The organism is Bradyrhizobium sp. SZCCHNR1093 (assembly GCF_032381175.1).
Lineage (GTDB): Bacteria > Pseudomonadota > Alphaproteobacteria > Rhizobiales > Xanthobacteraceae > Bradyrhizobium.
In genome coordinates, this window is record NZ_JAUHJJ010000003.1 from 737,757 (window position 1) to 756,878 (window position 19,122).

The 19,122-nt window shown below is 66.0% G+C and carries 18 protein-coding genes and 1 tRNA gene; 8 read left to right on the forward strand and 11 right to left on the reverse strand.

Annotated elements, in window-relative coordinates:
- Positions 1 to 11: 11 nt before the first annotated feature.
- Positions 12 to 88 (reverse strand) — tRNA-Arg (locus QX070_RS14375).
- 116 nt (positions 89 to 204) lie between these two features.
- Positions 205 to 465: a hypothetical protein gene (locus tag QX070_RS14380; protein ID WP_315737659.1), complete on the reverse strand. Its 261-nt coding sequence runs from the start codon at positions 463 to 465 to the stop codon at positions 205 to 207.
- Positions 466 to 689: 224 nt separating this feature from the next.
- Here QX070_RS14380 and QX070_RS14385 point away from each other — a divergent pair, with 224 nt between their 5' ends.
- A complete protein-coding gene (locus QX070_RS14385) occupies positions 690 to 1,133 on the forward strand; it encodes a hypothetical protein (protein WP_315737660.1) in 444 nt (147 codons plus the stop codon).
- A 236-nt stretch (positions 1,134 to 1,369) separates the two neighbouring features.
- Here QX070_RS14385 and QX070_RS14390 read toward each other — a convergent pair whose 3' ends face one another.
- Entirely contained in the window at positions 1,370 to 1,663 is a 294-nt protein-coding gene (locus QX070_RS14390) for a histone (protein ID WP_315737661.1), read from the reverse strand.
- A 72-nt stretch (positions 1,664 to 1,735) separates the two neighbouring features.
- Positions 1,736 to 3,181 carry a deoxyribodipyrimidine photo-lyase gene (locus tag QX070_RS14395; RefSeq protein WP_315737662.1) on the reverse strand — a complete coding sequence of 482 codons (1,446 nt, stop codon included), beginning with the start codon at positions 3,179 to 3,181 and terminating at the stop codon, positions 1,736 to 1,738.
- 126 nt (positions 3,182 to 3,307) lie between these two features.
- On the opposite strand from QX070_RS14395, the gene QX070_RS14400 reads away from it, so the two are divergent.
- Positions 3,308 to 5,011 (forward strand): methyl-accepting chemotaxis protein, encoded by a 1,704-nt coding sequence (locus QX070_RS14400; protein WP_315737663.1) that lies wholly within the window; start codon positions 3,308 to 3,310, stop codon positions 5,009 to 5,011.
- A gap of 6 nt (positions 5,012 to 5,017) precedes the next feature.
- On the opposite strand, the gene QX070_RS14405 is transcribed toward QX070_RS14400, so the two are convergent.
- The 6 genes from QX070_RS14405 to QX070_RS14430 all read right to left on the reverse strand — a co-directional run bounded on the left by QX070_RS14405 (position 5,018) and on the right by QX070_RS14430 (position 13,528).
- The gene (locus tag QX070_RS14405) at positions 5,018 to 6,322 is read right to left on the reverse strand and encodes a TRAP transporter large permease subunit (RefSeq protein ID WP_315737664.1); all 1,305 of its coding nucleotides are present in this window, start codon (positions 6,320 to 6,322) and stop codon (positions 5,018 to 5,020) included.
- Positions 6,323 to 6,410: 88 nt separating this feature from the next.
- On the reverse strand, positions 6,411 to 7,016 hold the full coding sequence (locus QX070_RS14410; RefSeq protein WP_315737665.1) for a TRAP transporter small permease: 606 nt from the start codon (positions 7,014 to 7,016) through the stop codon (positions 6,411 to 6,413).
- The gene (locus tag QX070_RS14415) at positions 7,009 to 8,010 is read right to left on the reverse strand and encodes a TRAP transporter substrate-binding protein (RefSeq protein WP_315737666.1); all 1,002 of its coding nucleotides are present in this window, start codon (positions 8,008 to 8,010) and stop codon (positions 7,009 to 7,011) included. The genes QX070_RS14410 and QX070_RS14415 overlap by 8 nt, the downstream gene beginning before the upstream one ends.
- A 275-nt stretch (positions 8,011 to 8,285) precedes the next feature.
- On the reverse strand, positions 8,286 to 9,944 hold the full coding sequence (locus QX070_RS14420) for a hydantoinase B/oxoprolinase family protein (RefSeq protein ID WP_315737667.1): 1,659 nt from the start codon (positions 9,942 to 9,944) through the stop codon (positions 8,286 to 8,288).
- A 1-nt stretch (position 9,945) separates the two neighbouring features.
- Complete coding sequence (locus QX070_RS14425) at positions 9,946 to 12,030, reverse strand: hydantoinase/oxoprolinase family protein (RefSeq protein ID WP_315737668.1); 2,085 nt, start codon at positions 12,028 to 12,030, stop codon at positions 9,946 to 9,948.
- A gap of 898 nt (positions 12,031 to 12,928) precedes the next feature.
- On the reverse strand, positions 12,929 to 13,528 hold the full coding sequence (locus QX070_RS14430; protein ID WP_315737669.1) for a DUF6789 family protein: 600 nt from the start codon (positions 13,526 to 13,528) through the stop codon (positions 12,929 to 12,931).
- 25 nt (positions 13,529 to 13,553) lie between these two features.
- Between QX070_RS14430 and QX070_RS14435 the strand changes: the two genes are divergently transcribed.
- The 5 genes from QX070_RS14435 (at position 13,554) to QX070_RS14455 (ending at position 17,432) form a co-directional block, all read left to right on the forward strand.
- Positions 13,554 to 14,060, forward strand: coding sequence for a Spy/CpxP family protein refolding chaperone (locus QX070_RS14435; protein ID WP_315737670.1), 507 nt, complete (start codon positions 13,554 to 13,556; stop codon positions 14,058 to 14,060).
- Between the two features lie 182 nt (positions 14,061 to 14,242).
- Positions 14,243 to 16,210 carry a DEAD/DEAH box helicase gene (locus tag QX070_RS14440; protein ID WP_315737671.1) on the forward strand — a complete coding sequence of 656 codons (1,968 nt, stop codon included), beginning with the start codon at positions 14,243 to 14,245 and terminating at the stop codon, positions 16,208 to 16,210.
- 72 nt (positions 16,211 to 16,282) lie between these two features.
- Positions 16,283 to 16,684, forward strand: a complete 402-nt coding sequence (locus QX070_RS14445; protein WP_315717693.1) for a DUF2177 family protein — start codon at positions 16,283 to 16,285, stop codon at positions 16,682 to 16,684.
- An 83-nt stretch (positions 16,685 to 16,767) separates the two neighbouring features.
- Positions 16,768 to 17,052: a type II toxin-antitoxin system ParD family antitoxin gene (locus tag QX070_RS14450; RefSeq protein ID WP_315737737.1), complete on the forward strand. Its 285-nt coding sequence runs from the start codon at positions 16,768 to 16,770 to the stop codon at positions 17,050 to 17,052.
- Between the two features lie 29 nt (positions 17,053 to 17,081).
- The gene (locus QX070_RS14455) at positions 17,082 to 17,432 is read left to right on the forward strand and encodes a type II toxin-antitoxin system RelE/ParE family toxin (RefSeq protein ID WP_315737672.1); all 351 of its coding nucleotides are present in this window, start codon (positions 17,082 to 17,084) and stop codon (positions 17,430 to 17,432) included.
- Positions 17,433 to 17,449: 17 nt separating this feature from the next.
- Here the strand turns inward: QX070_RS14455 and QX070_RS14460 are convergent, their stop codons facing one another.
- On the reverse strand, positions 17,450 to 18,109 hold the full coding sequence (locus QX070_RS14460) for a peroxiredoxin (RefSeq protein WP_315737673.1): 660 nt from the start codon (positions 18,107 to 18,109) through the stop codon (positions 17,450 to 17,452).
- A 363-nt stretch (positions 18,110 to 18,472) separates the two neighbouring features.
- On the opposite strand from QX070_RS14460, the gene QX070_RS14465 reads away from it, so the two are divergent.
- A complete protein-coding gene (locus tag QX070_RS14465) occupies positions 18,473 to 19,042 on the forward strand; it encodes a hypothetical protein (protein ID WP_315737674.1) in 570 nt (189 codons plus the stop codon).
- Positions 19,043 to 19,122 lie beyond the last annotated feature (80 nt).

A 19,122-nucleotide genomic window follows, 5' to 3' on the forward strand; every position in this document is an offset into this window, starting at 1 on the left:
CGGGTGATGGCTGGCGCGCTCGGAGAGATTCGAACTCCCGACCCTCGGAATCGAAATCCGATGCTCTATCCAGCTGAGCTACGAGCGCGCGGTGCGGGCCAAATCTCCAGCGTCACCGGGATACCAGACTTGGATGGGCAAGGCCAGCCTCCGCCGCGCATGAATGGTCGTTCGCCGAAGCTGGCTCAGCGTCCCCGGATGGCATCAGAAGCAGGGATGCCGGCGTCGGTCCTGGCCGATATAGGCGGCCGAGCTCTGGTAGCAGTGGTTGGTGGAAGGACCGTCATAGAACGCAAAGGTGCCGGGCAGCGGGCCGGGGCCATAATTGTGCAGGAAGCTGATGGCGTAGGGCAGCCCGTAGTGGTGGCGATGATGCCGATGATGGCTGCGTGCCTCGGACGTGGCGGGCACCAGGGCGGCAGTTGACACGATCAAGGCGGCGGCGAGGGATGCGAGCTTGCTCATGACTTTTCTCTTCTCCGGAAAACGACGTCAAGGCCGGCCGTCTGGCCGGTAGCCTAACGCGGAAGTGGCGGAAAGGGTGCGCAAAAGGCGATAGTTCGTCAAAATTTTGGCCTTTTCCGCATGCTTAAGGAGACCATGACAAGGTCCGGCAAGTGCCGTCGTGCATTTGGCTCGAGGCGTTGTCGCGACAGCGCCAGAAAAGACCGGGTTTGCCCGTCCGATCCATGAATCGCCTGATCCCAAGCGTCGTGCTCCTGCTGGTCGCCGCTAGCCCGGTGCGTGCGGATTTGCACATTACGCGCGATCATGGTGGCTACATCGAAGAGTACAAGGCCAAGTACAAGCACATCCGGGAAACGCATCAGCGCGTCATCATCGACGGCATCTGCAATTCGGCCTGTACGCTCGTCTTCGGCTTGGTGCCGCTCAACAGGATCTGCGTCACGCCCAGGGCCAGCCTCGGCTTCCACCAAGCCTATTACGACAAGGCGTTCACGTTCGGCATCAAGGTCACCAGCGTGGAGGGGACGTCCGAACTGATGTCCTATTACCCCGATTCGGTGAAGGACTGGATCCGGCGCAACGGCGGGCTCACCACCGAGATGAAGCGGATCAAGAACGGCATCGAGCTCTGGAAGATCGTCGACCCCTGTCCTGACGTCTGGTGAGGACGACGTTCCTCCTCGAGACGCCGGCCTCTCCGACGGCTCCGATCGTCGCGCCGGGTTGCAGCATGTATGCTGCGTTATGCCCTGGACACCGGATCGTGGTTCCGGGCCGGCATCCGGACCACACCACACGAAACAATCCAGCGCCAGATTGTCCCCACGACCGGGCACTGGATTGTTTCGCCGAGTCGGCCGGGGCAAGCCGATCGCCTGCCTTCAGGCCGGGCCGAGCAGAATCAGCGCTTGGCCTTCTTCGTCTTCTTGGCCGCTTTCTTGGTGGCCTTCTTGGCCGTCTTCTTCGCAGCTTTCTTGGCCGCCTTCTTCACAGTCTTCTTGGCGGACTTCTTGGTCGCGACCTTCTTGGCCTTGGCGGCGGCCCGCTTGGGTGCAGCCTTCTTGGAGGTCTTCTTCGCGGTCTTCTTGGCCGCTCGCCGGGCCTTAGGTGCCGTCGTGATCACCGGATCCTTCGGCGCCTCGGCGGGCATGCTGGTCTCGGTCACGGTCGGATCAGAGAGTGGAGTGTCGTCCATATCGGGTCCCCCGATTTGTTGGAAACCCTGCGACGATAGCTGGATTCTCCGTGCTGTCAAAGCGCACCCCAACTAATCACTTGTGCGCAAGCTCGCGTAGGCTGCCAGCGCGCGCTCCCGCCCGGGCTTGTGATCCACGAACGGCGCCGGGTAGGTGCGGCCGAGTGCAACCCCGGCCTCCGCGAGCTCGAGCGGCTTTGCCGCCCAGGGCTGGTGGACCAGCGCGGCCGGCAGGCGCGCCAGCTCCGGCACCCAGCGGCGGACATAGGTCCCGTGAGAATCGAACTTCTCGCCCTGCAGCACGGGATTGAAGACGCGGAAGTAGGGCGCGGCGTCGGCGCCCGATCCTGCAACCCATTGCCAACTTGCCGGATTGCTGCCCGGGTCGGCGTCGACCAGCGTGTCCCAGAACCACTGTTCGCCGAGCCGCCAGTCGATCAGAAGGTGCTTCACGAGCAGCGAGGCGACCACCATACGGACGCGGTTGTGCATGCTTCCGGTATGCCAGAGCTCGCGCATGCCGGCGTCGACGATCGGATATCCGGTTCGCCCGCGCTGCCAGGCCTGCAGCGCTGCATCATCCTGAGCCCAGGGAAAGGCGTCGAATGACGGCTGCAGGTTGCGGGTTGCGAGGTCGGGATTGTTGTAGAGCAGGTGGCGGCTGAACTCGCGCCAGCCGAGCTCGCTCAGGAACTTGTCGATGCCGGCGGCGGAAGCCGGACGTTCGGCGGCGGCAAATCGCGCCGCATGCCAGACCTGGCGCGGGCTGATCTCGCCGAAGCGCAGATGCGGCGAGAGCCGGGAGGTCGCCTCGATGTCGGGCCGGTCGCGATCGGCGGCATAGGTCTGAACGGCCGTTTCGAGAAAGCTGGCGAGGCGCGCCTGTGCCGCGCGCTCGCCGGCTTGCCATGACGCGCGCAGGCCGCCCGCCCAGTCGGGCTTGCGCGGCTCGAGCGCGAGCTCGTCGATCGGCAAGCTCGCGCCGCCGGGGGCGTGCGACAGCCGGGCCGGCCGCGGCAGCGGCTTCGGCGGATCACCCAGAGCGAGCACGCGCTTCCAGAACGGCGTGAACACGCGCGGCCCGCGTCCATCCTTGCCGCGCAACTCGGCCGGATCGACCAGAAGGTCATCGGGAAACACGCGTGAAGAGACGCCGATCTCGGCGAGTGCTGCTTCGACATCGGCAGCCACGGCGCGGGGAGCGGCCTGCGCGACATCGTTCCAGTACACCGCGCCGGCCTTGGTCTCACGCGCCAGTTCGCAGAGCACCTCGGCCGCGGCTCCACGGCGGATCACGAGCCCGGCGCCGAGCGCATGTAGTTCGGCCTGGAGTGCACGCAACGATTGCGCGAGCCACCAGCGCGTCGCGCCGCCGAGCGGACGCAACCCAGGGCTTTCCTGATCGTGGACGTAACTACAAACGATCCGAGTGCCCGACCTTGCTGCTTCATACAACGCGGGGTGGTCAGAGAGCCGCAGGCTCTCGCGAAACCACACGATGATGGGGGAGGAGGACATGATCAGGGTATCTTACTGCCGTTTTTATAGAGAGTTCCGGTATTCTACGTTCCGGAAAATAACTGCTTTGAAACGAACTACGGGCACTTTGAGATTCAGTTGCAGTTCCCCTGGAAGGTTTATGACGTGTCCGTCAAATTGAAGCTCGGCACCAAGGCGCTGATCGGCGCCGTTGTCGTGATCGCCCTGAATACCGCCCTGGTCGTCGGCGCAGCGTACTGGTCGCTGTCCTCTGACTTCGCCGACCGCGCCAAGCGCGACATCGAAGGCAATCTGCGCACCTTTGCGCTGACGTTCACCGAAACGTTCAAGGACGCGAAAGTCAGCGTGCAGAACGGCGTCGTTACGCGCATCGAGATTACGGCGATTCCCGAGATCAAGGATCACGCGATCGTCGATCGCGCGGTGTCCTATGTCGGCGGCAGCGCCACGCTGTTCGTGGTCGATGACAGCGGCCAGTTCGTCCGCCGCTCGACCAACGTGAAGAAGGAGAATGGCGACCGCGCCGTGGGCACCCAGCTTGCCGCGGATCATCCGGCGCAGGCGCTGCTGCGCCGCGGCGAGGCTTACAAGGGCCCCGCGACGCTGTTCGGCAAGTCGTTCATGACCGCTTATTTTCCCGTCACCAATCCGGCTGGAAAGGTGATCGGCATTCTGTATGTCGGCGTGCCCATGGCCGAGCTCGACGCCATGCTGTCGCAGGCGATGCGGACCATGGTCGTCGCCGCTGCGATCGCCGCGCTGCTGGTGCTCGGCCTGACCATGCTGGCGGTGCGCCGCGTCACCAAGCCTCTCGCCGCGGTGACCGATGCGCTCACCGCCATCGCCGAGGGCCGCGAGGACGTTGCGATCAAGTCCGATGACCGCAGCGACGAGATCGGTGAGATCGCCCGCAGCCTGGTCGTGTTCCGCAGTGCCGCGAGTGAGCGGCGCCGGATGCGCGAGGAGCAGACGGCTGCGGCCGCCGCGGCCGTCGAGCAGCGCAAGGCCGAGCTGCAGCGTTTCGTCGATTCGTTCCAGGCCAGCATCGGCGGCATCATCGAGAACGTCTTGACCTCGTCGGGCGAGTTCGAGCGCGAGGCGCGCCAGCTCACCCAGACCGCGCGGACCACCGCCGACCTGTCCGGCCATTCGGCCGGCGCTTCGGAAACCGCTTCCGAGCACGTCCGCACCGCGGCCGTTGCCTCGGACGAGCTGTCCGGCTCGATCGCCGAGATCATCCGTCGCGTGCAGGAGTCCAACGCCATCGCCGCCGAGGCAGTCAACCAAGCCACCGCGACCGACCAGCGCATCAAGGAGCTGTCCGACGCCGGCAACCGCATCGGCGACGTCGTCAAGCTGATCACCTCGATCGCCGAGCAGACCAACCTGCTGGCGCTCAACGCCACCATCGAGGCGGCCCGGGCCGGCGATGCTGGCCGCGGCTTCGCGGTGGTCGCTCAGGAGGTCAAGACCCTGGCCGGGCAGACCGCCAAGGCGACGGAGGAGATCTCCAGCCAGATCGCCAACATGCAGACCGTGACCCAGGAATCGGTCGACGCCATCAAGGCGATCGGCTCGACCATCGAGCGCATCAACGGGATCGCCGCCTCGATCTCGGCCGCCGTCGAACAGCAGCGCGCCGCCACGCAGAACATCACCCAGAGCGTCCGCTCGGCCGCGACCGGCACCGCAGAGGTCGTCGAGAACATCCGCAGCGCGGCGCGTGGGGCAGGCGAGACCGGCGAAAGCTCCAACCGGATGTTCGCCTCGGCCCAGGCGCTGTCCAGCGAGAGCCTGCGGCTGAAGGCCGAGGTGCAGAAGTTCCTCGACGGGATGCGCGCGGCCTGACAAGCGCTACCCGTAGAGCCATCGTGGCAGGATGGTCACGATGCCCGGAAACAGCGTGAGCAGCAGCACGAAGGCGATCATGATGACGAGGTAGGGGGCGGTCACGCGGGCGATGTAGCCGAGACCGTCCTCCGTCAGTCCCTGAATCACGAACAGGTTGAAGCCGACCGGCGGCGTGATCTGGGCCATCTCGACGGCAAGCACCAGGAAGATCCCGAACCAGACCTCGTCGAAGCCGGCGCCCTTCACGATCGGCAGCACGATCGGGAGCGTCATCACGATCATCGAGAAGCCGTCGAGAAAGCAGCCGAGGATCAGGTAGAACACGATCAGGACGGCGATCAGCATGAACGGTGACAGGCCGAGCCCCTTCACGAAGGTGGCCACGGCTTGCGGGATGCCGAGGAAGGCCGCGGCATTGCCCAGGATCGACGCGCCGAGCACGATCAGAGCGATCATCGAGCAGGTGATGACCGAGCCGATCATCACGTCGCGCACCACCTGCAGCGACATCGACCCCTGAAAATAGGCGACCAGCGCCGCGCCGAGCACGCCGACGGCGGCGGCCTCCGACGGCGTGGCGAGGCCGCCATACATCGAGCCGAGCACGCAGGCGATCAGGAACAGGGCAGGGGCGAGGTCCTTCAGCGCGGCGAAGCGCTCCGCCCACGGCACCTGCGACAGCAGCGCCTCCGCCTTTGGCACCATGGCGGGCCTCAGCGTCGTATGCAGCATCACCCAGCCCATGAAGGTGCCGGCCAGCAGCAGCCCCGGCAGCACGCCGGCGGTGAACAGCTTGAGGATCGAGACGTCGCCGAGCACGCCATAGATGATCATGATGTTCGACGGCGGGATCAGGAAGCCGAGCGTGCCGGCGCCGGCGAGCGAGCCGATCGCGATGTCGCGCGAATAGCCGCGGCGCAGCAGCTCGTTGAGCGACATCCGGCCGATCACCTGCGTCGTCGCCGCCGACGAGCCGGAGATCGCGGCGAAGATGGTGCAGCCGATGACGTTGACGTGGAGCAGGCGGCCCGGCAGCAGGCCGGCCCACGGCGCCAGGCCCTGGAACAGCGAGCGCGACAGCCGAGTGCGGAACAGCAATTCGCCCATCAGGATGAACAGCGGCAGCGCCAGCAGCTCCTGGGTGGTCAGGATGTTCCAGGCATATTGCGGAAGCAGCTTGTCGAGCGGGATCGAGCGGAACATCGCCAGCAGCAAGGTCGCTGTGAGCGCGAGCGTGAGCCCGATCCACAGGCCGCCGGCGAGCAGCGCGAACAGGATGGCGAACAGGGCGATGACTTCGATGGTCATGAGGCGACGGAGTCCGCGGTGAGTGGGGCGGGCGGGGAGGGACATGGATGCCCGGGACAAGCCCGGGCATGACGGAGGGAGGACGTTTTCATTCGACCGGCGAGGCCTTCATCCGGTGATCCTCCACGGGCAGCCCCAGCGCGGCCTGGATTGCACGCGCGAGGAATTGCAGGGTCAGCAGCAGCATGCCGAAGGTGACGACGGCCTGCGGAAACCACAGCGGCGTGTCGCTCGAGGTCGAGACCTGGCCGCGCATGAACGAGCCAAAGGCGAACTTCGTCATCGCCCAGGTCAGGAACGCCATGAAGGCGAAGCCGGCGGCTGCCGCCAGCACCTCCATCGCGCGCTGCAGCGGTGCCGGCACGTTCTTCAGGAGCAGCACGACGCGGATGTGGCCGCCGACGCGGAGCGTCATGGCGGCGCCGAAGGTGAACGAGGCCGCCATCAGGTAGGACGAGTATTCCCAGGCGATCGAGATCGTCGGCGGGAAGAACGGCAGCACGTTCGACAGTGCCCGCGTCGTGACCTCGGCAAGCATCAGCAACGTCAGCGTCAGCAGGCAACCGCCGCCGATCCAGCCATCGAGCCGGCCGAGCCGGTCGATGACGTCGAGCAGGATGCGCAGCGGCGCCGGCGCCGCTGCGTTGAGGCTCGCCGTCTGGCCCGGCGACGGCTCCACGAGGCCCTCAGCCACGCTTCATCTCGGCGAGATAGGCCTTCACCGGCACTTCGGCGGCGGGCACGCGCTTGAGGAAGGCGTCCATCAGCGGCGCGGTCTTGGTCCGGATTTCCGTCATCATGGCGTCGGAGACCGCAACGACTTCCATGCCGCCTTCCTTGAGCCGGTTGAGGCTGTCGACGTCGGCCTTGACCGAGTTGGCCCAGAAGGTCGGCTCCATCTTCGCGGCGACGTCGGTGATGATTGTCTGCTGCTCGGGCGCCAGCGCCTTCCAGGAATCCAGGTTCACGTTGAGCATCTGCGACGACCACACATGGTTGGTCGGGTAGACGTATTTGAGGAACTCCCAGAACTTGCCGTCGACACCCGATACCGACGAGGTCGAGACGCCGGCGACGGCGCCCGAGGCCAGCGCCGGGATCGTCTCGCCCCAGGGGATCATGACAGCGGCCATGCCGATGGCGTTGAGCATGTCGACCGCGTTCTTGTCGGGCACGCGGATCTTGATGTTCTTCAGCCCGGCGACGTCGGAAACCTTGGCCTTGAGGTGCAGATATTGCGTCGGCCACGGCACGATGTAGAGGATCTTCTGGTTGTTGCGCGCCGCGATCTTCTCATATTCGGGCCGCACATATTTGTGCAGCACCTTGAGCTCGTCCATCGAGCCGGCGAGGAACGGGATGCTCTCGACACCCATGAACGGCTCGTCGCCGACCTGCTGGATGTTGAGCACGTCCGCCAGCGGCACCAGGCCGTCGCGCACGGCGCGCAAATGCTCAGGCCCTTTGAAGCCAAGCTGACCGCCGGCCTTCACGGTGATGTTGACCGCACCGCCCGTCTGCTTCTTCACCTCCTCGGCAAAGGCCATCGCATTCTGGGTGTGGAAGTTGCCGTCGGGCCAGACCGTGGACATGTCCCAGGTCGTCGTTGCGGCGCGTGCCCTCGTTGAGACATGGCTGGCTGCGAGCAGGGTAGTTGCACCTGCCGTGAACGTCCGTCGCGTGATCATGAGTGTCTCCGGGTTCGTTGCTGAGCTATTTGCATGAGATCGAAAAAGGTTGGGCGAGCACTATGCTCGCGGCCATCCTTCGAGACGCCCGCCTGCGGCGGGCTCCTCAGGATGAGGGTACGTTGCGCGGCAAGATGCTGATCCTCTCCATGAGGACTTTTCTCATGGTCAATGTGCAGCATCGATCGCGGTACTAAACCCTCATGGTGAGGAGCGTCGCCCTTGCGACGCGTCTCGAACCATGAGGCCACAAATGTTCCGGCGGGCATGAGATCTCACCGCGCCTGTCCGTAGAGCTTTGCTGCATTGTCCGCCGACACCAGTCCGCTCTCGACATCGCTCCGCACCAGCTCTGCGGCCCGCTCCCCGGGATCGCCGATGCCGGCACCGCCGGGTGTCAGCACCACCAGCCGGTCGTCCGGCGGCACGGTCTGAAAGCCCTTGCCGCGCAGCTTCTTTCCTGACTTGAGCCCGACATAGCCGGCCTGGCCGTTGTGGCCGCCGTCGCGGCCGCGCGGCGGGTGACCGATGCGGTCGAAGGCGGCGAGGATGTCGAACGGCGCATCGACGCCGCTGCCGACCTCGATGATCTGGCCGAGGCCGCCGCGGGTGCGGCCGGCGCCGCCGGAATCCGGCCGCAGCTCCTTGCGCCAGAAGATCAGCGGCGTCTGCGTCTCGGCAATTTCGACCGGCGTGCCGCGGACGCCCGAGGGATAGGCGGTCGCCGACAGCCCGTCCTTGTCGAAGCGGGCACCGGTGCCGCCGTTCGAGGTCACCGCCATCGAGAATCCGTAATTGCCGCCGGCGCCGGAGCGGGTCTGGCCGCGCACATTGAGATTCCACAGGCAGGAGGTGCCTTCGGCAGGTACGCGCTCCGGGATGATCTGGCGCAGGCAGCCGAACACCACGTCGGGCAGCATCTGGCCGATGACATGGCGCGAGGCGACCGGCGCGGGCTTCGGCGCATTGAGGATCGCGCCCGATGGCGCCGACACTGTGAGCGGCGACAGCGAGCCGGCATTGTTGGGGATCGCGGAGGCCACGACGCAGCCGAGCCCGAACACGGTGTAGGCCGTGGTGTAGGACAGCGGCACGTTAATGCCGAACTTCGAGGCCTTCGACGTGCCGTCGAAATCGACGTGGATGCCGTCGTCCGAGATCGTCAGCGCTGCCTTCAAAGTCACCGGCGCGTCGTAGCCGTCGACGACCATCTCGTTGCGCCAGGTGCCCTTGGGCAGCTTGGCAATCTCGGCCAGGACGGCCTCGCGCGAGCGGTCGCAGATGTAGTCGCCGAGCTCATCGAGCGAGGCAATGCCGAACTCGGTCATCATCTCGACCAGGCGCTGGCAGCCGACATCGTTGCAGGCGGCGAGCGAGTAGGTGTCGCCCTCGGTGTCCACCGGCAGGCGTGTATTCGCTCTGATCATCGCCATCAGCGTCTCGTTGACGACGCCCTGGTCGATCAGCTTCAGCATCGGGATGTACAGTCCTTCCATGAATACGTCGGTGCCATCGGGGCCGAAGCCGATGCCGCCGATGTCCATCAGATGGCTGGTGCAGGAGAACAGCGCGACCGGCTCGCCGTCCTTGAAGCAGGGCGTGGTGACGACGAAGTCGTTGAGATGGCCGGTGCCCATCCAGGGATCGTTGGTGATGTAGGCATCGCCCGGCTTCATCGTCGCAATCGGGAAATGCGTGATGAAGTGCTTCACCGACTCGGCCATCGAGTTGACGTGACCGGGCGTGCCGGTGACGGCCTGCGCCAGCATGCGGCCCTTCAGGTCGAACACGCCGGCGGAGAGGTCGCCGCATTCGCGCACGATCGGGCTGAAGGCGGTGCGCAGCAGCACCTGGGCCTGCTCCTCGACCACGGCGATCAGCCGGTGCCACATGATCTGCAGGTCGATCAGGCTCGTCGCTTGGAACTGGCTCATCTCAGGCCGCCTTCCGTTCCATGACGATGCTGCCGGCACCGTCGATATGTGCGTCAAAACTGTTGGAGATGAAGGTCGAGGTTTCGTCCTCGGCGATCACGGCCGGTCCCGCGATGACGGCGCCCGGCATCATCTGCTCGCGGCGATACAGCGGGATGTCGACGAAGCGGCCGGCGCGGCCGTCGAAGAATTTGCGATGGCCGGCGGCTTGCCCCGCGGGCTTGCGCTGCACCTCGGCGACAGCAGGCGGTTGGTGCGCGTCCGTGGTCGCGAGCACAGACCAGCTCAGCACCTCGATCGCTGCGCCGGGGATCGGGCGCTCGAACAAAGCGGCATAGCCCGCCTCGAACGAGGCGCGCAGCGCCGGCAGGTCGTGCGCGGTGAGCGGGCGGTTCGGCAGCTCGACATTGATCTCGTGACCCTGGCCGACATAGCGCATGAAGGCGGCGCGGCGCTCGCGCACCGCAGCTCCAGCCGCACCCGGCTCGACCAGCGCACGCGCCTCGTCCGCCATCTCCTGCAGCAGGCTGGAGACGAGCGCCGTATCGAAATCATCGAGCCGGGCATGGCGGCTGCGCACCAGCTCATAGGCGATGGGCGCGGCGAGGAAACCGACCGCCGAGCCGACGCCGGCGTTGGACGGCACGATCACCCTGGCGACGCCGATCTTCTCGGCGACGCGGGCGGCGTGCAGCGGCGCGGCGCCGCCGAACGCGATCAGCGTGTGCTGACCAATCACGGCGCCGCGCTCGACGGCGTGGACGCGCGCCGCGCTCGCCATGTTCTCGCAAACGACTTCATGCACCGCATAAGCCGCGGTCTCGGCATCGAGGCCGAGCGGCGCGCCGACGTCGCGGAGCAGGGCCTGTCTCGACAGCTCGGGATCGAGCGTGATGGTGCCGCCGGCGAACGCGTCGGGATCGATCATGCCGAGTGCGACGTCGGAATCGGTCACGGCAGGACGCTGGCCGCCGCGGCCGTAGCACGCAGGACCGGGCTCGGAGGAGGCGCTCTCAGGGCCGACGGTGACGCGCTTCATTGCGTCGATCCGCGCAATCGAGCCGCCGCCGGCGCCGATCTCGACCATCTCGATGACGGGGATGCGCACCGGCAGGCCAGAGCCTTTCAGGAAGCGCGCGGCGCGATCGACCTCGAACACGCGCGAGCTCTCCGGCTCGAAGTTCTCGATCAGACAGATCTTGGCGGTTGTGCCGCCCATGTCGAACGACAGCACCTTGCGCTCGCCGAGCCGCGCCGCAATCTGGCCGGCGAAGATGGCGCCGCCTGCGGGACCGGATTCGACGAGGCGCACCGGGAAGCGCCGCGCCGTCGCGATCGAGGTCACGCCGCCGCCCGACGTGACGAGATAGATCGCGCCGCGGAACTGCTCGATCCTTAGCGCCTGCTCCATGCGCGCGAGATAGCTGTCCATCAGCGGCTGCACATAGGCGTTGGCGACGGCGGTCGACGTGCGTTCGTACTCTCGGATTTCGGGACAGACCGCCGAGGACAAGGTGATCGACATGTCCGGCATTTCCTCGGCCAGGATCTCCGCGGCGCGGCGCTCATGCGCGGGATTGGCATAGGCGTGGAGGAAGGCGATCGCGATGCTGGCGACATCGAGCGTGCGCAGTTGCGGCACCAGCGCACGCACCGCCGCTTCGTCGAGCGGCAGCCTGACGTCTCCGTGGGCATCGACGCGCTCGGGCACGGTGAAGCGCAGGGAGCGCGGCACCAGCGGTTTCGGCTTGTCGATCGAGAGATCGTACTGGTCGTAGCGGCTCTCGGTTCCAATATCCAGAACATCGCGAAAGCCGGAAGTGGCGATCAGCGCGGTCTTGGCGCCGCGGCGCTCGATGATGGCGTTGGTCGCGAGCGTGGTGCCGTGAATGAAGACGTCAATGTCGCTGATGCGAGCCTTTGCGTCGGCAAGAATGAGGCTGACGCCGTCGAGCACGGCCTGCTCGGGCTGCGCCGGCGTGGTCAGCAGCTTGCGTGTCCGGCGCTGACAGCCGATGTCGAGAACGATATCGGTGAACGTGCCTCCGATATCGACGGCCAGCCGGACTTCGGCTCCTTCAAGCATTCGATGGTCTCCGCAAGCGACGAATTGATGTGCGAGTTCAGCAATTCCTATGCCATTGCGCCAGCGGAGATGCAGCTTGCTGCTCTGCGTTTGGTGCGGTGCGGATTTGAGGTCGCGGTGCGATCGGCGCGCAACCTTGCTGATCGTGGGGCGGTTGTTTGCTAGCAACATTGAATACGACGCCGCGTTCAGTGCTGCTCACATGCTCCGCTGTCGTCCCGGCGAAAGCCGGGACCCATAACCCCAAGGGAGCGGTTTGGGGCAGGCCGATCATTTGACACCCTCTGCATCATATCCGCTGCGGAGTATGGGTCCGGGATCGGCGCCGCGTCGCGCTGACGCGCGCCGTGGCTTGTCCGGGACGACAGCGGAGATCGGAGCGCGTGCGGAGCATCTCGAAGACGTGCGTTCGCATTCCCGCGGCATGATCAGCCCGAGTTCTGCGGCCTGTTTACCCTCTGCAAAACGAGAGGGTGCAGGGAATGCCGGGTGAAGGCCTCACCCATGGCCCGCCTGCGAAAAAAAATGCAGGCGGCAGGTACCACAGGCAAAGCCGATCAACCGGCATTCCCTGCGCGATGTCTTCACGCTTATACGCAGTCTCCCTGGTGCGCCGAGCGTGTTGGCCACCATGATCCGCGCGGCGCCTCGAGCGCCGTCGCGAACGTAACACCAGCATCGGGGTGTCAGGACGCTGCGACTTCGCGTCCGCAATCATGCCGGTCGTCTGCGCCGAAGGCGCGTCCGGCATGACTGCGGCCACCGCATCCCGCACCCGACGTTCGTGACGACGCGTACGTCCCTCTGCATGGGGCGGGACGACGCGGATCATACATGATTTACGAGAAAACGAAAGCAAAAAATTTCGGTCTTTTCGAAGTAGACGAGACGGCGGCGCTCAGACGTGATCGCTTTCTCCGACTCGGCGAAGCTCGGCCTTCGGATCCGGTCTCTGCAGGGCCGCATACACGGCGCCCAGCACGACGCTGTACGCCTCGACCATCGCCAGCGAAAACAGCGCCGGGCCGGCGCCCAGCCCGAGCGACGTTGCGAACGGTCCAAGGCCGATGGCGGGAAACAAACCGATTCCGAGCAACACCCAGCCGGCGAGCCCGAGCAGGAAGCCTTTGGCGACGCCGCTGCCGCCGGGCAGGCGGTGGAAGAAGCGGCCGAACAGCAGGCCGATCAGGAAGGCTCCGTTGAGCTGCGACAGCAACCATAGCGGCGCCCCATCGTGCATCGCTCGGGCGAACAGGGGCGAGAGCGTGTCGAGAAGCGCCGAGGCGGGATCGAACTGCGGCAATAGGTGAAGCCGGCTCTTGAGCTCCATCAGGCCGATATGCGCCAGCGTCCCGCAGCCCGATGCGACCGCCGACGTCCATATCCAGCGATAGCTGCGTATCTTTGTCATCTCCTCTATTCGCCATGGCTCGTCCGTGGCTCGTTGATCTCGCTCAAGCATGCGATCTCGCCGCTCGCTTAGTTTGCGCAAACTCATTGGTGCCACGTCAAGGAGTTCTGCAATGCGATTAGATCCACGCGCGCTGGTCTTCGCGGCCGCAATCGTCACCGTCACCGCCGCACCGGGCTTTGCCCAGCCGGGCGCGGGCGGACCAGGTTGGGGCCCGGGCATGATGATGGGGCCGGGGATGATGGGCGGCCGGGGCTTCGGCTTCCTTTGCAATCCCCGCATGGCCGGATTTGCCGAATGGCGGATGTCGCAGATCGAGGCCGCCATCAAGCCGAACGACGCGCAGCGGGCGCGGCTCGATGATCTCAAAGCGGCATCGGCCAAGGCGGCGGAGCTGATCACGAAGGACTGCCCGGCGACGCCGCCGGTCAAGGCGACCGACCGCCTCGCATTGGCGGAGCAGCGGCTCGACACGATGCAGCAGGCGATCAAGATCGTCCGGCCGGCGTTTCAGGCGCTCTACGACTCGCTCGATGACAAGCAGAAGGCGGCCATGGACGCCAGCGGTCCGCGCAACTGGGGCTGGCGTCACTGGCATTGGCCGTGGAGCGACGAGTAGCCGAGATCTGGCGCAGCGGTGGCCATGCGTCTCGCATCTTCCGGGCCGCGCGGCCGTCGACCATCGGTATCGCCCGGCCCGGCTGGGCGCACTGAGCAGGACAGGATTTGACCGTTCACGGCCCTCGTGTTCCGGCGCGGCATGGCGTAAAGCAGCCGGATCGAAACGAGGTTTCCGGTCACTTGTCCTTTCCCACGACGAATCCGCCGCTCGCCCGCGCTCTGGCCGAGCGCAATTATGAGACTCCGACGCCCGTACAGCTCGCCGTGCTTGCGCATGACGCCGTCGACCGTGACCTCCTGGTTTCGGCGCAGACCGGCTCGGGCAAGACCGTGGCCTATGGGCTGGCGCTTGCGAACAACCTGCTGGGCAAGGCCGAGCGGTTCGAGCGGGCCACCGCGCCGCTGGCGCTGATCGTGGCGCCGACGCGCGAGCTTGCCTTGCAGGTCCAGCGCGAGCTCGCATGGCTTTATCAGCACGCGGGCGCGCGCGTCGTCTCCTGCGTCGGCGGCATGGATCCGCGCCGCGAGCAGCGCGAGCTGGAGGCAGGGGCCCATATCGTCGTCGGCACGCCCGGGCGGCTGTGTGATCATCTGCGGCGCGGGCGTCTCGACATCTCGGAACTGAAGGCCGTGGTGCTCGACGAGGCCGACGAGATGCTCAATCTCGGCTTTCGCGAGGACCTCGAGTTCATCCTCGAGACCACGCCGGACACGCGCCGGACCCTGCTGTTCTCGGCGACTTTCCCGCGCGGCATCGTCGCGCTGGCCAAACAGTATCAGGACGACGCCTTCCGGATCGAGGTCGAGGGCGACGAAGGCGGGCATGCCGACATCGAGTACCGCGCCATCCGCATCGCCGCCGACGATGTCGAGCATGCGGTCGTCAACGTGCTGCGCTTCTACGAGTCGCCGAGCGCGATCGTGTTCTGCAACACCCGCGAGAAGGTGCGCCATCTGCAGGCGGCGCTGCTGGAGCGCGGCTTTTCCGTCGTCGCGCTGTCGGGTGAGCTGACCCAGAACGAGCGGACCACGGCGCTGCAGTCGCTGCGCGACGGGCGCGCGCGGGTGTGCGTGGCAACCGACGTCGCAGCACGCGGCATCGATCTCGCGAAGCTCGACCTCGTCGTCCACGCCGAGCTGCCGAATGATCCCGAGGTGATGCAGCATCGCTCGGGTCGCACCGGCCGCGCCGGCCGCAAGGGCGTCAGCGTGCTCCTGGTGCCGCCGGCCCGCCGACGGCGCGCGGAAACGCTGCTGAACCTCGCCGGCATCGAGGCCGCGTGGGGCGCCGCGCCGCAGGCGGATGAGATCCGCAAGCTCGATCAGGAGCGCATGCTCCACGACCAGGTGTTCACCGAGGAGACGACGGCGGAGGATCTGGCGCTCGCGCAGGCGCTGCTGGCGGAGCGGTCGGCCGAGGACATCGCCGCCGCATTGGCGCGGCTCTATCGCGCGCGGCTGCCGTCGCCCGAGGACATTCTCGATCCAGGCCAGGATCGTGGCCGTGCGCGCGAGGATCGCGGTCGCGACACCGTCAGGCCGGCGCGCGGCGAGGAGCGGCCACCGTCGCCCCGAACGAAGACGGGGAAGCCGTCGGCGCGCCACGGCATGGGCGAGCCGAGCGTCTGGTTCCGGGCGGCGATCGGGCGCAGGAAGAATGCGGAAGCGCGCTGGCTGCTGCCGATGATCTGCCGCCGCGGGGGCATCGACAAGCACGACATCGGCGCCATCAAGATCCAGGACACGACGACCGAGTTCGAGATCGCCGCGCGCGTCGCCGACGCTTTCACTGCGAACATCCGCCGTCCCGACAAGGAGGACAATATCCGGATCGAGCCGCTGGCGGGCGCGCCCTCGGGGCAGGCGTCGCCGGACAAGCCGCGCGCCGAAAAGCGGCCGCCGCGGCGCGAGGCGGACGAGACGGCCTACCATCCGCTGCAGCGCGATGAGCCGCGCGGGGGCAGGGACGCCAAGCCGCGCGGCAAGCCGCATCGCGAGGGGCCGGCGAAACCCGGCCAACAGCCGGCGTTCGCGAACAAAAAGCAGCATCGCGACAAGTCCAGCCACGGCGGACAGACGTATTCAGACAGACCCTCGCGGGCGAAGGCGCCGGGTGGAAAGAAGGCCAAGGCCAAACGCCGCGGCTGATTGGCCCGGCCCAGGCGGGGGCTGCCGTCGCTCCGCGTTATCGGCAGCTGAGCCACCAGGGAGGAGCCGCGCATGAGCCGGTACGCCGTTCTGTATTTCGCGACGCTGGCCGTGCTGCTCGGCTTCGACATCCCGTTCCTGAGTGTCGTCGCCAGGGGCTTCTTCCAGTCGCAGGTCGGCGAGATGCTGGGCGAGATCCGTCCCGTGCCGGCGGTGCTGTTCTATCTGCTCTATGTCGTGGGCGTGCTCATCTTCGTCAGCGGGACGGCCGACGCGACATGGCGCTCGACCTTGCTCTACGGCGCGCTGTTCGGGCTGTTCTGCTACGCGACCTTCGAGCTGACGTCGCTGGCGATGCTCAAGCAGTGGACCTGGGCGGTGGTGGCGGTCGACATCAGCTGGGGCGTGTTCGTGACGGCAGTGTCGGCGACACTCGGGCTGCTGATCGCGGACTGGGCGACGCCACGGGGCTAGCACGTTCCTGGGTCTGGAAGCCTGGCGACAGAAGCCGTCGCCCGTGGCATAGTGAGCCTATAACTCACGCAATGGGCCTTGCGATGCCGGTACGAAACGTCGTTCTGACGGACGATCAGGAAAAGATCATCCAAGGTCTGGTGGAGTCCGGCCGGTACCAGAACGCGACTGAAGTGCTGCGCGATGGGCTGCGTTTGATCGAGCAGCGCGAGGCCGAAGATGCTGCACGGCTGAACGGCCTGCGCGAGGCCGCGCAGGCTGGTTTTTCTGCGCTCGATCGCGGCGAGTTCAAGGAGTTCACCAGCATGGACGAGCTTCAAGCCTATCTCTACGGCCTCTCGGACAGGCTTATCAGCCGCGCCGATTGATCGCCGCGCCCGCACGGGAGCATCTGACGATGGAGGAGACGTGGAGAGTTCGTCTCAGTGCCGTCGCAGAGCTCGACTTCGCGAATATCCTGAAATGGACGGTAGAGAACTTCGGTCGCCGTCAGGCCGAAGTGTACCGGGACACGCTGCTGCGCGCGATCGGAGAACTAGCGTATGGTCCCGATGTTGCGGGATCCAGGGCTCGAGATGAGATCATGCACGGCGTTCGCACACTTCATGTCGCACGACACGGCCGCGCTGGGCGCCATCTGCTGCTCTACCGCGTGGGTGGCTGTGGGATCATCGAGATCGGCCGCATCCTGCATGACCGTATGGACCTGCGGCGGCATTCGCCCTTCCCATCCGAGAAGGGCGAATGAACTGGCCGCTCGAGCACTCACTTCGGCTGCGGCACCACGCGCAGATAGGGCTTGGGCGCCTTCCAGCCGTTCGGATAGATCGTCTTGGCCTCGTCGTCGGACACCGAGCCGGCGATGATGACGTCCTCACCCTGCTTCCAGTCGGCGGGGGTGGCGACGCGGTGCTTTGACGTGAGCTGCAGCGAGTCGATGACGCGCAGTATTTCCTGGAAGTTGCGCCCGGTGGTCATCGGGTAGACCAGGATCAGCTTGATCTTCTTGTCGGGCCCGATGATGAAGACGTTGCGGACGGTCTGATTGTCGGCCGCGGTGCGCTTGGACGGATCACCGGAGATCGCCGCCGGCAGCATGTCGTAGAGCTTGGAGACGTTGTAGTCGGTGTCGCCGATCATCGGATAGTTCGGCGCCGCGCCCTGCGTCTCGCGGATGTCCTCCGACCATTTGGCGTGGTTGTCCACCGGGTCGACCGACAGGCCCATCAGCTTGACACCGCGCTTGTCGAACTCCGGCTTCAGCCGCGCCAGCGCGCCGAGCTCGGTGGTGCACACCGGGGTGAAATCCTTCGGATGCGAGAACAAGAGGGCCCAGCTGTCGCCGATCCAGTCGTGGAATTTGATCTTGCCTTCGGTGGTGTCTGCCTCGAAGTCCGGGGCAGTGGAGCCGATCTGGAGAGCCATGGCAGTCCCTTTCAGTACAGGTGGCGGGAATAAATCTTCTAAACACTATAGGAAATGCCGCCGCGGAAGGGAACTGGCTGACGGAAAAGAGAAGATAATTGCTCCAAAGCTCACGCGGCCAACAACTTCTTTTGAGTTTCCGGGCTGCGGCGAAACATCCATGAGACGACCGGTTGCCCAGATTTCGCCATCTGTTGGTCGCAACACGCCGCCCCCTGACGCCCCTTGGCTTTGAACCGTGATCGAGGTCACTGCGGCAAATCGGCAACCGATACAAAAACCCACAGCACCGTTTCGAACCGTTAACCACTCGTTCAGACGCGGGCCGACAAGGTGGGTCAACACAGCAACTGAGAAGAGAACATGGCTACCTCTGCACCAAAAACCATCGGCATCGATGGTCTCGAACCGTCCTCCTGTGAGACCGCTGCTTTCGCGCTCGGCATCGTGCGCGACGGCGTGATCACCGGCGAGGGTCCGACCACCGCGGGACGCGTGCATTTCTCCCGCGTGCTCGATGCCGATGACGCCGCCTGGTGCGCGCGCATTCTAAGCGCTGCCGCGATCAACGACGTGCCCGTCAGCCGCGCCGAGGCCGAAGCGCTGTTCGCGATCGATGCCGCCGCGACCGAGCGCAAGGACGACGGCCGGTTCGAGGATCTGCTCGCCAAGGCGGTGGCGCATCATGCCGCGGCCGCCTCCGGCCTGCCGGTGCCGCCGCGCAGCGTGGCGTTGTCGCCGGAGACGGCGATCGAGAGCTGGGCTCCGGTCAATGCGCGGGGCCTCCGCACCGATGCGCTGGAATGGGTCGCCAAGCAGATGCGCGGCAAGCGCCAGGGCAACCGTGCGCTGATGGCGATGGTGGCCACGCTGGTCGGCGTCACCGTGCTGCCGCTGGCGCAACTGCCGTCGATGATCGACATCGGCATGTAAGCGCGTCGCGTTCATCCAAAGGCACGAGTTCGACGAGCGCGATGACCTCATCGCGCTCTTTTCTTTTTGACCGGCGGCGA

What these genes read in the sequence shown, in the direction of transcription:
- QX070_RS14380 (WP_315737659.1), bottom strand. Translation starts at nt 465, where the DNA reads ATGAGCAAGCTCGCATCCCTCGCCGCCGCCTTGATCGTGTCAACTGCC.
- QX070_RS14385 (WP_315737660.1), top strand. Translation starts at nt 690, where the DNA reads ATGAATCGCCTGATCCCAAGCGTCGTGCTCCTGCTGGTCGCCGCTAGC.
- QX070_RS14390 (WP_315737661.1), bottom strand. Translation starts at nt 1,663, where the DNA reads ATGGACGACACTCCACTCTCTGATCCGACCGTGACCGAGACCAGCATG.
- QX070_RS14395 (WP_315737662.1), bottom strand. Translation starts at nt 3,181, where the DNA reads ATGTCCTCCTCCCCCATCATCGTGTGGTTTCGCGAGAGCCTGCGGCTC.
- QX070_RS14405 (WP_315737664.1), bottom strand. Translation starts at nt 6,322, where the DNA reads ATGACCATCGAAGTCATCGCCCTGTTCGCCATCCTGTTCGCGCTGCTC.
- QX070_RS14415 (WP_315737666.1), bottom strand. Translation starts at nt 8,010, where the DNA reads ATGATCACGCGACGGACGTTCACGGCAGGTGCAACTACCCTGCTCGCA.
- QX070_RS14420 (WP_315737667.1), bottom strand. Translation starts at nt 9,944, where the DNA reads ATGAGCCAGTTCCAAGCGACGAGCCTGATCGACCTGCAGATCATGTGG.
- QX070_RS14425 (WP_315737668.1), bottom strand. Translation starts at nt 12,030, where the DNA reads ATGCTTGAAGGAGCCGAAGTCCGGCTGGCCGTCGATATCGGAGGCACG.
- QX070_RS14430 (WP_315737669.1), bottom strand. Translation starts at nt 13,528, where the DNA reads ATGAGTTTGCGCAAACTAAGCGAGCGGCGAGATCGCATGCTTGAGCGA.
- QX070_RS14435 (WP_315737670.1), top strand. Translation starts at nt 13,554, where the DNA reads ATGCGATTAGATCCACGCGCGCTGGTCTTCGCGGCCGCAATCGTCACC.
- QX070_RS14445 (WP_315717693.1), top strand. Translation starts at nt 16,283, where the DNA reads ATGAGCCGGTACGCCGTTCTGTATTTCGCGACGCTGGCCGTGCTGCTC.
- QX070_RS14450 (WP_315737737.1), top strand. Translation starts at nt 16,768, where the DNA reads ATGCCGGTACGAAACGTCGTTCTGACGGACGATCAGGAAAAGATCATC.
- QX070_RS14455 (WP_315737672.1), top strand. Translation starts at nt 17,082, where the DNA reads ATGGAGGAGACGTGGAGAGTTCGTCTCAGTGCCGTCGCAGAGCTCGAC.
- QX070_RS14460 (WP_315737673.1), bottom strand. Translation starts at nt 18,109, where the DNA reads ATGGCTCTCCAGATCGGCTCCACTGCCCCGGACTTCGAGGCAGACACC.
- QX070_RS14465 (WP_315737674.1), top strand. Translation starts at nt 18,473, where the DNA reads ATGGCTACCTCTGCACCAAAAACCATCGGCATCGATGGTCTCGAACCG.